Genomic DNA, 12266 nt, shown 5'->3' with positions numbered 1-12266 from the left:
ACCGTCATCTACACGGCCAGCAACTCTCACTCCCTCCCCCACGCTCTCACGATCTAAGCCCCGTACGTTGTTACGCACAACAAAGCCCACGGCGAGGTGTACATGATCGGCTCCTACGTGGCGTTCATAGCCTTCGCCGGGCTGACCATGATGGGACTCGACAGTGTCCCGCTGTTGATGACGGCGGCGTTCATCGCCAGCATCGTCGTCACCAGTTCCTCCGGTTACAGCATCGAACGCATTGCCTACCGCCCGTTGCGCGGCAGCAACCGTCTGATCCCGCTGATTTCCGCCATCGGTATGTCGATCTTCCTGCAGAACACGGTTCTGCTGGCGCAAGACTCCAAGGACAAAGCAATCCCCAACCTGATTCCGGGCAACATTGCCTTCGGTCCAGGTGGCGCACATGAAGTGCTGATTTCCTACATGCAGATCGTGGTGTTCGTGGTGACCCTGATCGCCATGCTCGGCCTCACGCTGTTCATCTCACGCTCCCGCCTGGGCCGCGCCTGCCGCGCCTGTGCCGAAGACATCAAGATGGCTAACCTGCTCGGCATCAACACCAACAACATCATCGCCCTGACCTTCGTTATTGGTGCTGCATTGGCAGCGGTTGCCGCTGTGCTGCTGAGCATGCAATACGGCGTGATCAACCCGAACGCCGGTTTCCTCGTCGGCCTCAAAGCCTTCACCGCTGCGGTACTTGGCGGCATCGGCAGCATCCCCGGCGCCATGCTCGGCGGGCTGGTGCTTGGGGTGGCGGAAGCCTTTGGCGCCGATATCTTCGGCGACCAGTACAAGGACGTCGTGGCTTTCGGCTTGTTGGTTCTGGTGCTGTTGTTCCGTCCGACCGGCATTCTGGGCCGTCCGGAGGTTGAGAAAGTATGACTAGGAATCTTAAACAGGCACTGTTCAGTGCCTTGCTGGTGTGGGCCGTGGCCTACCCGGTACTCGGTCTGAAACTGACCATCGTCGGCATCAACCTCGAGGTGCACGGCACCAGCCCGGCCATTCTGGCGACCATCGCCGTGTGCTCGGTGCTGATGTTCCTGCGGGTGCTGTTCAACCAGCAGATCAGCAAGGCGTGGAACTCCTCGCCGGGCCTGCCGCTGATCCCGGCCAAGGCCAGCAACTTCCTGACCCTGCCAACCACCCAGCGCTATTTCATCATTGCGCTGATCCTCATTGCGCTGGTGTGGCCGTTCTTCGGCTCGCGTGGCGCGGTGGATATCGCAACGCTGATCCTGATCTACGTGATGCTTGGCCTGGGCCTGAACATCGTCGTCGGTCTGGCCGGTCTGCTCGACCTCGGTTACGTCGGCTTCTATGCCGTCGGCGCCTACAGCTACGCGCTGCTGTCGCACTACTACGGCCTGAGCTTCTGGATCTGCCTGCCGATTGCCGGCCTGATGGCGGCGACGTTCGGCTTCCTGCTGGGTTTCCCGGTGTTGCGTCTGCGCGGTGACTATCTGGCGATCGTGACCCTCGGCTTCGGCGAGATCATCCGTCTGTTCCTGCGTAACCTGACCGATATCACCGGTGGCCCGAACGGTATCAGCAACATCGAAAAACCAACGTTCTTCGGCCTGACCTTCGAACGTAAGGCCGCGGAAGGCATGCAAACCTTCCACGAGTATTTCGGCCTGCAATACAACTCGATCAACAAGGTGATCTTCCTCTACCTCGTTGCCCTGTTGCTGGCGTTGGCAGCACTGTTCGTCATCAACCGCCTGCTGCGCATGCCGATCGGCCGTGCGTGGGAAGCGCTGCGTGAAGACGAAATCGCCTGCCGTGCGCTCGGTCTCAACCCGACGATCATCAAACTGTCCGCGTTCACCCTCGGTGCTGCCTTCGCCGGTTTCGCCGGTAGCTTCTTTGCTGCCCGCCAGGGTCTGGTGACGCCGGAATCGTTCACCTTCATCGAGTCGGCGATCATCCTCGCCATCGTCGTGTTGGGTGGCATGGGCTCGCAACTGGGCGTGATTCTCGCGGCCGTTGTGATGATTCTGTTGCCGGAAATGATGCGTGAGTTCAGCGAGTACCGCATGTTGATGTTCGGTGCCCTGATGGTGTTGATGATGATCTGGCGTCCACAAGGTCTGCTGCCGATGCAACGCCCACACATGGAGTTGCGAAACTGAGCCGCGAGATCCTTAAAGTCGAAAACTTGAGCATGCGCTTCGGCGGCTTGCTGGCGGTCAACGGCGTGGCCCTGACCGTGAAGGAAAAACAGGTGGTTGCACTGATCGGCCCGAACGGCGCCGGCAAGACCACCGTGTTCAACTGCCTGACCGGTTTCTACCAGCCCTCGGGCGGCAGCATCCTGTTGGACGGCGAGCCGATTCAGGGTTTGCCGGGGCACAAGATTGCCCTCAAAGGCGTGGTGCGCACCTTCCAGAACGTGCGGTTGTTCAAGGACATGACGGCGGTCGAAAACCTGCTGATCGCCCAACACCGTCACCTCAACACCAACTTCCTGTCCGGACTGTTCAAGACCCCGGCGTTCCGCAAAAGCGAGCGCGAGGCCATGGAATTTGCCGAGTACTGGCTGGAAAAGGTCAACCTCAAGGAGTTCGCCAACCGTACCGCCGGCACCCTGGCCTACGGTCAGCAACGGCGCCTGGAAATCGCCCGCTGCATGATGACCCGTCCACGGATCCTCATGCTCGACGAACCGGCCGCCGGCCTGAACCCGAAGGAAACCGAAGACCTCAAGGCGCTGATCAGCGTGTTGCGCGAAGAGCACAACGTCACCGTGCTGCTGATCGAACACGACATGAAACTGGTCATGAGCATTTCCGACCACATCGTCGTGATCAACCAGGGCACGCCTCTGGCCGACGGCACGCCGGAACAGATCCGCGACAATCCTGAAGTGATCAAAGCCTCCCTGGGGGAAGCGTAAATGCTGCAGTTCGAAAACGTTTCCACCTTCTACGGCAAGATCCAGGCCCTGCACAACGTCAACGTCGAAGTCCGTCAGGGCGAGATCGTGACGCTGATCGGCGCCAACGGTGCCGGCAAGTCCACGTTGCTGATGACGCTCTGCGGTTCGCCGCAGGCGCACAGCGGCAGCATCCGCTACATGGGTGAGGAACTGGTCGGCCAGGACTCGTCGCAGATCATGCGCAAGAGCATCGCTGTGGTGCCGGAAGGTCGTCGGGTGTTCGCCCGTCTGACCGTTGAAGAAAACCTGTCGATGGGCGGTTTCTTCACCGACAAGGGCGACTATCAGGAGCAAATGGACAAGGTTCTCGGCCTGTTCCCTCGCCTGAAAGAACGCTTCAACCAGCGCGGCGGCACCATGTCCGGCGGCGAACAGCAGATGCTCGCCATCGGCCGTGCGCTGATGAGCAAGCCGAAACTGCTGCTGCTCGACGAGCCGTCGCTGGGTCTGGCGCCGATCATCATCCAGCAGATCTTCGACATCATCGAACAGCTGCGCAAGGACGGTGTGACGGTGTTCCTGGTCGAGCAGAACGCCAACCAGGCGCTGAAAATCGCCGACCGTGCGTACGTTCTGGAGAACGGCCGCGTGGTCATGCAAGGCACTGGTGAAGCGCTGTTGACCGACCCGAAAGTACGCGAGGCATACCTCGGCGGCTGAGTCTTTTCGCCCAACAAAAAACGGCCCTCGGGCCGTTTTTTTTTATGCGCACCAAAAACCTCAAACCCACCGAAAATCCCTTGTAGGAGTGAGCCTGCTCGCGATCGCGTCGAGTCAGGCACCACTGATGTTGAATGACACAACACCATCGCGAGCAAGCTCGCTCCTAGAGTGGAGGGTCAGTACGGATTGCAGTGCTGCGCTACCGCCGTGGCCTGATCGACGTAAGGCCGTGCCGGTTCAAGGTTCCACTCAGGCTTGTTCCTCACAGGTTTGCCGTCGAAAGTCGCCGCCAGATGACAGACCATCTGCCGCCGCAGTGACCCGCCATTGACGCTGTACTGCCGCCACTGCTGATCGTCTTTGTGCTTGTTGTACAACTCGGCGAACATCCGGTCGGTCTGATCGTCCTTGATTGCACGACCGCAAGCAGTCGGCACCACGGAGAGCGACCAGGTGTTCGGCCCCAGTTTCGGATCAGGCCGTTGTACCCAGGTGCTCGACTCGATGTACTTCTCGCAGAACTGTGGCGCCGCTGGCGTCGAGGTCTGGATGCATGAGAAAGAGGCCTTGGCGACCGGGGTTTTCGGGAAGTCGATCTTGATGATGTTGCGTTCCTTGCCGGTCTTGGCCTTGTAGTCGCGCTGGTTGGCCATCGCATCGTTCAAGCCACGCTGATCACTGTAGAAAAACGCCAGAATCGGCAACTCGTCAGTTTTCGGGTTGCCCAGACGCAGTTCTGTCTGAGTCTGAAACTCGCGGCTGTTGATGACTTTGCGCGCGCCCATGAAGTTGCGGAAGGCGTCGACGCGCTCATTGCTACTCATCGGATTGCGCATGTTGAAGCCGCATTGCAACTGGTCCTGTTGCCGATTGTTGTTGTACTGGGTGAAGTGCGCGACCCAGGCATTCGGACTCAGGATCGGTGGTTTCATGGCCTGGCAGACCGCTTCTGCCGGGGCGGTGTTTTTGTTGTCGCCACAGCCTCGGTCATTGCGAAAGTCAGTCCAGGCATCGTTGGGGAACGCGCAATAGACATGCACCGGGGTCTCGGGGTCGCGAACCAGATCTCTGGGGGTAATCAGATAGCCGTTTTGCGTGCTCATGCCGGGGTCTTCATAACTGATGCCGTCGGCCCGCATGTACGAAGCGGCAAAAGTCCCCAGCTCCAGCGCTTTCGGGCTGGGATTCCAGACGTCCCATTTTTGCCCCTTGGCCGGGTCGGCGCGGTGCGTGCCCCGAACCAATAGCCCTGAACAGTCCGAGGCGGGATCCTGACCGCAGCTGTCGACGGTTTTGTTGTACAACGATTCGACCTTCCTCAGCGTCTCGTCGCATGACTCGGCATTGGCCCATGTCGCCTGCACCAGCAGCGGGAACATGAGCAATGGAGCGATCTTGTTCAAACGTTTTTTCATGGCTTGCATCTCCTTGATTAGCCAACACACACCCTCAACGCGGGACCGGGTTGCAACCCGCGGCCCGCGTCTCGTTGTCCGATAACGCCGGCCGGAAAGGTTCAAGATTCCACGGCGTTTTGTTGCGGTAATTGAGCAGGACGCAATTCAATTGCTGGCGCATGCTGCCGGCGGATTTTTCGTTGTCCCGCCAGTTGCTGTCCGCGCCTTTGAGCGCCAGCAGTTGGTCGTACAACGCCGCCACCTGCTCGCCGGGCAAGGCACGCCCCGCCGCTGTGGGCACCACGCTAAGGCTCCATTCATCCTTGCCGGTGCCGGGGTCGAAACGTTTGATCCAGTCGGCTGAGGCAATGTATTGCGGTGCCTGAACCGGCAGTGGATTGCAGCCCGCCCTGGCCGATTCCTGCGCACTGACATTGGGCCGGAACGGTTCCAGATTCCATTCGGTCTTGCCCGGATAGTTCTGGATCAGGCAGCTCAATTGCCCGCGCATGCTGCCCGCCGATTTCTCGTTGTCACGCCACTGGCTATCGGCGCCACGCAGGGCGAACAGTTCTTTGTACAAGGCCTCCTGATCACTGGCCTGAATCGCTTTGCCTTGGGCAGTGGGCGTGATCTTGAGTGACCATTCGTTCCTCTTGCTGCCGGGATCGTAACGTTCGATCCAGACTGCCTCGGCGATGTATTTCTGCGCCGGTGGCGCCGGTGTCGGCTGCGCGCCGCCAGCCGCCGTCAGGTCTATCGCCTGGTCAGCGGCGACATAGCTGAAACGTTGTTCGGCAGGCTTGGTGAAGTCCAGCCGCAGGATCGGCACGCTGTAGCCCTGCGCCTGGAGTTTCTTCTGGAAGTTGCGTGCGCTATTCAGGCCGTTTTCCGGTTTCGGCGGAGCCTGATCGCCACGGGTGGCGAAGTTCTGGGTGCTGTTGACGTTGTAGATGAAGGCATCGATGTACTTCATGTTTTCGCTGCCGTCGTTAGTCGCGGTAGCGTTCTTCAACATGAACTCGTTGACCTGGGCACTGAAAGCGAACGGGTCTTTGTTGGTGGTGGTTGGCCGGGACTCGTGAACCCGGATCATCGCCTGCCAGTCGCTGGGTTTCTCGGCGTTGAAGGAACACTGGCCGTACTGGATCGGGCCCTTCATCAGCCCGGTGTATTTCTGTGTCCATTGCTCTGCCGTGGTGACTCCGGCTTCCGCACAAGTGCCGTAGGCCAGCGCGGCATTGCGGTTGTTCATCACGCCCTGAGCGGCACGCGGTGGCTCGCGACTGTCGAAGAATCCGCAGCCGTACCACTTGCGTTCCGGCCCGGTACCGCCATCGAACGCGTAGATGCAGGTAAACCCCTGCTCCTTGACTGGCAGGTTCAACGCCGCCGCATCGGTGGGGGTTCGCAGGATCAGACCGGCCGGGTGAATGAGAATCTTCGTACTCAGATCCTTGCGAATCCACGAGTAGGAAGTTGCGCCGATCTTGACCGCGTAGGGGCTGTAGTCCCAGGGATTGAAGGGGCCGTCATTGACCATGCGCAAGGTCACACCACTGCAATAGTAGAGACCACGCGGGGCGCCGGTATCCGGTTCCTGACACTCTTGCTTGAGGGTGTTGTAGTTGTGATTGATCCGCTTGAGCGTGTCCTGTGGATCAAGCAGTGGCTGCGCGGCGAGCGTACTGCACAGCAACGCCAGCGCGCACGCCAAAGCGAAAGATGAAGTCCCGCGCGACAGCACGCGCGAGTCTGAGCGCTCCATTTTCATGAGATACCGTCCTGGTAAATCGGCCTGTCGATGTGGCCGTTGAAATGACTATAGAACACTCAGGGTTTTGCATTTTTTTCTAAAAAAATCCGGCTGCGCTGTAACGCATCGCGATGTCGTTTCTCTAGAGGGACAAGCAAGCGCAAACCGCTTGTAAAACCCAAGCTCAATTCGGAGAAACATCATGACTGCTACCACCCGCACCCTGTCCGCCACTGCACTGGTTCTGGCCCTCGGTTCCGCTCTGAGTATGGCCGCCGTATCGACCGTCCACGCCGCTGACGCCGACATGGAAAAATGCTTCGGCGTGGCAATGAAAGGTCATAACGATTGCGCCGCAGGTGCAGGCACCACTTGTGCCGGCACCGCGAAAATGGACTACCAGCCAAACGCCTGGAAACTCGTTCCGAAAGGCACTTGCACGACCACTGAAAGCAAGACCTCGCCGACCGGCTTCGGTCAGATGGAAGCGTTCAAAGCCAAGTCCTGACCTGCGGCCTGCCTGAGTGACGATCATGTTCACAATCAACAACCCTGCCCTCTCCGACACTCAGGCAGCCCTCACCGGGCTCCCTGCCCGCGCCGGGCTGGGGCTCAAGACCGGGCACTTCAGGGAAGTGCTCGGGTCCCGACCGGACCTCGGTTTTTTCGAAGTCCACGCCGAAAACTACATGGTGGCCGGCGGTCCGTTTCATCATTTTCTCGGATTGATTCGCGAGCAGTACCCGCTGTCGCTGCACGGTGTCGGGCTGTCCATCGGCGCTGAAGGGCCGCTGGATGTGCAACATCTCAAGCGTCTCGGTGCACTGATCGAACGCTATCAACCGCACGCCTTTTCCGAACACCTGGCCTGGTCCAGCCATGGCCCGGTGTTCCTCAATGACTTGCTGCCACTGGCCTATGACACACCGACGCTGCACCGCGTCTGCGAGCATATCGATCAGGTGCAGAACACCCTCGGGCGCCGCATGCTGCTGGAAAATCCGGCGACCTATCTGGCCTTTCAACGCTCGACCCTCGACGAAGCTGACTTCATTGCCGAAGTCATCCGCCGCAGCGGCTGCGGCTTGTTGCTCGACGTCAATAACGTCTACGTGTCGTGCATCAATCATCAGCGCGATCCATTGGCTTATCTCGATGCCTTGCCATTGCACGCGGTGGGCGAGATTCATCTGGCCGGTTTTGCAGAAGATAGCGACAGTCTCGGCGACCGTTTGCTGATCGACGATCATGGTGCGCCGATTGATCAGGCGGTGTGGAATCTGTACCGCCAAGTGCTGGAGCGCACAGGCCCGGTGGCAACGCTGATCGAACGCGACAATCAGGTGCCGGTGTTCAGCGTCTTGCTCGCCGAAGCGCGGCAGGCTGATGACTTGCTGATGCAAGCCGGGGGTCGATCATGACCACGCAAGCGGCCTTCACGGTGGCACTGCTCGATGTGCAATCGCCCTGCCCCGAAGGCCTGTGCAGCGCCAACGGTGCCGATCCCGAGAGCCGTTTCGCGGTGTATCGCAACAACGTGCAGAGTTCGCTGATCAACGCTCTGGGCGACAGTTATCCGGTGGTTGCGCAATTGGTTGGCGAGGAATTCTTCCGCGCCATGGCGGCCGTGTTCATACAGGCTCGGCCACCGCACAGTCCGTTGATGAGCTTCTATGGCGAAGATTTTGCGGATTTCATCGAAAGGTTTGAACCGGCATTCAGCGTGCCCTATCTGGCCGATGTCGCACGTCTCGAGCACCTGCGTACCGTCGCCTACCACGCCGCCGATGCCAGCCCGATATACCCGGAAAAAATCACCGCCGCCCTGTCTGCACCCGACTCTTTGAGCGAACTGTGCTTAGGGCTTCACCCGTCGTTGCGCTTGTTCGACTCAAGCCATGCCGTTGTCGCGATCTGGGCTGCGCATCAACACGACGCAACGCTTGAAGCCATCAACATTCACCAAGCGCAGTACGCCCTGGTCTTGCGTAACCATCTGGACGTCGAGGTGTTTGCCCTCGAACACGGCGCCAGCGTGTTTATCCGTCTATTGCTCGATGGCCAGTCACTGCTGGCAGCGGCGCAAAACAGCCCGGCGTTCGACCTCAGTCAAACCCTGGCCCTATTGATCGCACACAACGCCATCACTCATCTGAACGACAAGGAATCGCCATGAACACGCTCATCCTCCGCGCCATCGCGCTGCTGGAGAAAATCCCCCACAGTCTGATTGCTTTCCTCGCGCGCTTTTCGATTGCGGCCGTGTTCTGGAAATCCGGACAGACCAAGGTCGAAGGCCTGGCCATCGATCTGATTGACGGGACTTTTCAACTCGGCTGGCCGCGTCTGGCGGACTCAACGATTCCACTGTTCAAAAGTGAATACCACCTGCCGCTGCTATCGCCGGAAATCGCCGCGCACATGGCCGCGTTTGCCGAGCACTTTTTCCCGATGCTGATTCTGCTCGGCTTCGCCACACGCTTTTCTGCCCTGGCGCTGCTGGGGATGACGCTGACCATCCAGCTGTTTGTGTATCCGGACGCGTATCCGACTCATGGCACGTGGGCGGCGGTGTTGCTGTTTCTGATGGCTCGTGGCCCTGGCAGGCTGTCGATAGATCACTTGATCGCACGCCGCTTCGCAAAATAAAAAAATCCCCTGTGGGAGCGACGTCAGCGCTGGAGGCGATCCAGCGCCTCACCGCTGCGTTTGAACCAGCCAATCAGATAGTCCGCCAATACCTGCGTGCGTTTCGGCAAGCCGCCTTGATAAGGATGCACCAGGTACATCGGCATGCGCCGGGTCTGGTAATCGCGCAGGAGCCAGCGCAGTCGACCATCGGCCAATTCCGCTTGCAACAGGTACGACGGCAATCGGGCGATACCGGCCCCGGTCAACGCGGCTTTCTTGAGCAAGTTGTAATGGTTGCTGGCGAACGGCCCCGATACCCGCACGCGCAGCAACTCATGTTGCTGGTGATACAGCCACTCCTCGCGACCACTGTAATGGCTGTTGAGCAAACAACGGTGCTCGGCCAGCGCCTGCGGCGTCGCCGGCTCGCCGAAGCGTTCGAGATACGCCGGGCTGGCGCAGGTCATTTCCTGCCAGGCCAGCAGCGGCTTGGCTACCAGCCGTTCGTCATTGGCCACTTCACTACGGATTGCCAGATCGAAGCCGTCCCGGGACAGATCGCGGTAACTGTTGTTCAGCTCCAGCTCGATCTGCACCTCGGGATATTTCTGCGAAAACTCCAGCAGCAGCCCATCGAAGAAGGTTTCCCCTAGCGACACCGGCACCGTCATACGCACCGGGCCGGCCATGTCGTCCTTCAATCGCGCCAATGCCTGACGCGCCTTTTCCACCTGGACAACCAGTGCCTGGGCTTGCGGCAACAATGCCGCGCCTGCCGCGGTCAGGCTTAAACGCCGGGTCGTGCGTTGCAACAACACCACAGAAAAGCTCGCTTCCAACTGACTGATGCGCTTGGACAACTGGCCCTTGCTGCAACCCAGTTGCTGCGCCGCCAAAGTGAAACTGCCGGCCTCGATCAGAACGGCGAACGCCGCGAGGTCATCCATCTCGCTCATGGATTGTTTCCATTTGAAAACCAAAGGTTGCCCATTAGTGCGCTTATCTACAAAAAAAACCACTCTAGACTGAAACCTCGTTCAATCACTCGAGGCACAGCACGATGAAAATTCTGTTGATAGGCGCTGGCGGCACCATCGGTTCGGCCGTGGACAAAGAACTGTCGCAACGTCATGAAGTCATTCGTATCGGCCGCAACAGCGGTGATTTCAACGTCGACATCAGCGACAGCGCGTCCATCCGCAAGCTGTTCGAACAGACCGGCAAGTTCGACGCACTGGTCTGCGCGGCCGGTAACGTGACCTTCGCCCCGCTGGGTGAGATGACTGAAGACAGCTTCGCCTTGGGCCTCAAAGACAAGCTGATGGGCCAGGTCAACCTGCTGCTGATCGGCCGCGAATTCGCCAACGACGGCGCTTCGTTCACCTTCACCACCGGCGTCCTCAGTCATGACCCGATCCGCAGTGGCGCGTCGGCGGCGCTGGTCAATGGCGCACTGGACAGCTTCGTGCGCGCGGCCGCCATCGAACTGCCGAGCGGCCTGCGCGTGAACTCGATCAGCCCGACCGTCCTGCTGGAAGCGATGGGCAGCTACGCGCCGTATTTCCGTGGTTACAAGCCGGTTCCGGCGGCGGATGTGGCTTTGGCCTACGCGAAAAGTGTTGAAGGCTTGCAAACCGGTCAGACATTTCACGTGGGCTAAACCCTTGTGATGAACGGTCAGGCTGCGTAACGTGGCGGCACTTGTCTGGAGAGCCGAAGATGCGTGTTGCCCGTTCGTTAGTCCTTGTTGCCTTGCTGCCGTTGTTTGCCGCCTGCCAATTGTTCGATGGCCAGCGTGAAAGTGCCTCGCATGTCGGGCAGACGCGAATGCAGGGGCAACTGACGGCGGTCGACGGCAAACTGGTGTTCCAGCCGTGTCAGGATCAACGCCAATACGTGATCAACGACATCGGCGGCACCAGCATCCTGCAAGAGGCTGCGACCCTCGCCGATGAGCAGGGCAAACTGTTCGCCGACGTACGCGGCAAAGTCGCCGGCGACCGCCTCGACCTCACCCAGTTGTATCGCGTCGAGCGCTCCGGCACCGCGTGCGATGACGCCAATTTCAAACTGCTGATCCTGCGCGCCACCGGCCATGGCCCGGAATGGAACGTCAAAGTCAGCGGCAAAGGCATGGTCATTGACCGTGATGGCCAGCCACCGCTCGCCGTGCCTTATGTTGAAGAACAACTGGGCGACGGTCGCTTCAACCTCAGCAGCGAAGCCAACAACCAGCGCATCGAACTGTGGGTCGCGCCGCAACGCTGTGTCGACAGCAAAACCGGCAGCGTGCAGCACATGAGCGCCGAACTGCGCATCGACGGCCAGGTGCAGCGTGGCTGCGGGTATTTCGGCGGATCGCGCAACGACTGAGCGTTTTAGCCTCACCGGATCCGGCCTTTGCGGCTTATAATCGCGGCCTTCAAACGCCCTGGCGCAGTTGTGCGCCCCGCGAACCCGGATCCTCGCCATGTTACGAATCACTGAACTCAAGCTGCCAATCGACCATCCCGAAGAAGACCTGCGCGTCGCCATCGTGCAGCGCCTGGGCATCGCCAGCGATGACTTGCTCGATTTCACCTTGTTCAAGCGCAGCTACGACGCGCGCAAAAAATCCTCCGAACTGTGCTTCATCTACACCATCGACCTCGAAGTGCGCGACGAGGCCAAGGTGCTGGGCAAGTTCGCCGACGACCGTAACGTCAACGTGGCGCCGGATGTCACCTACAAATTCGTCGGTCAGGCGCCGAGCGACCTGAGCCAGCGCCCGATCGTGGTTGGTTTCGGCCCGTGCGGGATCTTCGCCGGCCTGTTGCTGGCACAGATGGGCTTCAAGCCGATCATCCTCGAACGCGGCACCGACGTGCGTCAG

12 protein-coding genes and 2 pseudogenes are annotated in these 12266 nt (G+C 59.8%); 11 read left to right on the top strand and 3 right to left on the bottom strand.

Annotation, left to right across the window (positions count from 1 at the left end; genetic code table 11):
- Positions 1-78 precede the first annotated feature (78 nt).
- From livH to ACIONG_RS28340, 4 genes and pseudogenes are all read left to right on the top strand, one after another.
- A pseudogene (gene livH / locus ACIONG_RS28355) lies at positions 79-888 on the top strand (high-affinity branched-chain amino acid ABC transporter permease LivH); the annotation flags it as partial.
- Positions 885-2141, top strand: coding sequence for a high-affinity branched-chain amino acid ABC transporter permease LivM (locus ACIONG_RS28350; RefSeq protein ID WP_401304148.1), 1257 nt, complete (start codon positions 885-887; stop codon positions 2139-2141). The pseudogene livH and the gene ACIONG_RS28350, both read left to right, overlap by 4 nt.
- Positions 2138-2905 (top strand): high-affinity branched-chain amino acid ABC transporter ATP-binding protein LivG, encoded by a 768-nt coding sequence (livG, locus tag ACIONG_RS28345; protein WP_401304151.1) that lies wholly within the window; start codon positions 2138-2140, stop codon positions 2903-2905. Before ACIONG_RS28350 ends, livG begins: the two co-directional genes overlap by 4 nt.
- A complete protein-coding gene (locus tag ACIONG_RS28340; RefSeq protein ID WP_103307205.1) occupies positions 2906-3607 on the top strand; it encodes an ABC transporter ATP-binding protein in 702 nt (233 codons plus the stop codon).
- 179 nt (positions 3608-3786) lie between these two features.
- On the opposite strand, the gene ACIONG_RS28335 is transcribed toward ACIONG_RS28340, so the two are convergent.
- Positions 3787-5025, bottom strand: a complete 1239-nt coding sequence (locus tag ACIONG_RS28335; RefSeq protein WP_401304145.1) for a DUF2599 domain-containing protein — start codon at positions 5023-5025, stop codon at positions 3787-3789.
- Positions 5026-5059: 34 nt separating this feature from the next.
- A complete protein-coding gene (locus tag ACIONG_RS28330) occupies positions 5060-6781 on the bottom strand; it encodes a DUF2599 domain-containing protein (protein ID WP_401304142.1) in 1722 nt (573 codons plus the stop codon).
- Positions 6782-6965: 184 nt separating this feature from the next.
- Here ACIONG_RS28330 and ACIONG_RS28325 point away from each other — a divergent pair, with 184 nt between their 5' ends.
- From ACIONG_RS28325 to ACIONG_RS28310, 4 genes are read left to right on the top strand one after another with little or no spacing between them, the layout of a single operon-like run.
- Positions 6966-7271: a DUF2282 domain-containing protein gene (locus tag ACIONG_RS28325; protein ID WP_401304139.1), complete on the top strand. Its 306-nt coding sequence runs from the start codon at positions 6966-6968 to the stop codon at positions 7269-7271.
- 25 nt (positions 7272-7296) lie between these two features.
- Complete coding sequence (locus ACIONG_RS28320; RefSeq protein ID WP_401304137.1) at positions 7297-8184, top strand: DUF692 domain-containing protein; 888 nt, start codon at positions 7297-7299, stop codon at positions 8182-8184.
- Positions 8181-8939 (top strand): DUF2063 domain-containing protein, encoded by a 759-nt coding sequence (locus ACIONG_RS28315; protein WP_401304134.1) that lies wholly within the window; start codon positions 8181-8183, stop codon positions 8937-8939. The genes ACIONG_RS28320 and ACIONG_RS28315 overlap by 4 nt, the downstream gene beginning before the upstream one ends.
- On the top strand, positions 8936-9412 hold the full coding sequence (locus ACIONG_RS28310; protein WP_401304131.1) for a DoxX family protein: 477 nt from the start codon (positions 8936-8938) through the stop codon (positions 9410-9412). The genes ACIONG_RS28315 and ACIONG_RS28310 overlap by 4 nt, the downstream gene beginning before the upstream one ends.
- Before the next feature lie 23 nt (positions 9413-9435).
- Here ACIONG_RS28310 and ACIONG_RS28305 read toward each other — a convergent pair whose 3' ends face one another.
- On the bottom strand, positions 9436-10350 hold the full coding sequence (locus ACIONG_RS28305) for a LysR family transcriptional regulator (protein WP_213027767.1): 915 nt from the start codon (positions 10348-10350) through the stop codon (positions 9436-9438).
- Positions 10351-10454: 104 nt separating this feature from the next.
- On the opposite strand from ACIONG_RS28305, the gene ACIONG_RS28300 reads away from it, so the two are divergent.
- The 3 genes and pseudogenes from ACIONG_RS28300 to ACIONG_RS28290 form a co-directional block, all read left to right on the top strand.
- Positions 10455-11054: a short chain dehydrogenase gene (locus ACIONG_RS28300; RefSeq protein WP_401304128.1), complete on the top strand. Its 600-nt coding sequence runs from the start codon at positions 10455-10457 to the stop codon at positions 11052-11054.
- A gap of 59 nt (positions 11055-11113) precedes the next feature.
- Positions 11114-11767 (top strand): COG3650 family protein, encoded by a 654-nt coding sequence (locus tag ACIONG_RS28295; RefSeq protein WP_103307196.1) that lies wholly within the window; start codon positions 11114-11116, stop codon positions 11765-11767.
- A gap of 97 nt (positions 11768-11864) precedes the next feature.
- Positions 11865-12266, top strand: a pseudogene (locus ACIONG_RS28290) (hypothetical protein); the annotation flags it as partial.

It is taken from the genome of Pseudomonas sp. NPDC087817 (assembly GCF_044742875.1).
Taxonomy (GTDB): domain Bacteria; phylum Pseudomonadota; class Gammaproteobacteria; order Pseudomonadales; family Pseudomonadaceae; genus Aquipseudomonas.
The sequence above is the reverse complement of the archived record's forward strand: the minus strand, read 5'-3'. Positions and strand labels throughout refer to the sequence as shown.

What these genes read in the sequence shown, in the direction of transcription:
- ACIONG_RS28340 (WP_103307205.1), top strand. Translation starts at nt 2,906, where the DNA reads ATGCTGCAGTTCGAAAACGTTTCCACCTTCTACGGCAAGATCCAGGCC.
- ACIONG_RS28310 (WP_401304131.1), top strand. Translation starts at nt 8,936, where the DNA reads ATGAACACGCTCATCCTCCGCGCCATCGCGCTGCTGGAGAAAATCCCC.
- ACIONG_RS28300 (WP_401304128.1), top strand. Translation starts at nt 10,455, where the DNA reads ATGAAAATTCTGTTGATAGGCGCTGGCGGCACCATCGGTTCGGCCGTG.
- ACIONG_RS28305 (WP_213027767.1), bottom strand. Translation starts at nt 10,350, where the DNA reads ATGAGCGAGATGGATGACCTCGCGGCGTTCGCCGTTCTGATCGAGGCC.
- ACIONG_RS28320 (WP_401304137.1), top strand. Translation starts at nt 7,297, where the DNA reads ATGTTCACAATCAACAACCCTGCCCTCTCCGACACTCAGGCAGCCCTC.
- ACIONG_RS28330 (WP_401304142.1), bottom strand. Translation starts at nt 6,781, where the DNA reads ATGAAAATGGAGCGCTCAGACTCGCGCGTGCTGTCGCGCGGGACTTCA.
- ACIONG_RS28335 (WP_401304145.1), bottom strand. Translation starts at nt 5,025, where the DNA reads ATGAAAAAACGTTTGAACAAGATCGCTCCATTGCTCATGTTCCCGCTG.
- ACIONG_RS28295 (WP_103307196.1), top strand. Translation starts at nt 11,114, where the DNA reads ATGCGTGTTGCCCGTTCGTTAGTCCTTGTTGCCTTGCTGCCGTTGTTT.
- ACIONG_RS28315 (WP_401304134.1), top strand. Translation starts at nt 8,181, where the DNA reads ATGACCACGCAAGCGGCCTTCACGGTGGCACTGCTCGATGTGCAATCG.
- ACIONG_RS28350 (WP_401304148.1), top strand. Translation starts at nt 885, where the DNA reads ATGACTAGGAATCTTAAACAGGCACTGTTCAGTGCCTTGCTGGTGTGG.
- ACIONG_RS28325 (WP_401304139.1), top strand. Translation starts at nt 6,966, where the DNA reads ATGACTGCTACCACCCGCACCCTGTCCGCCACTGCACTGGTTCTGGCC.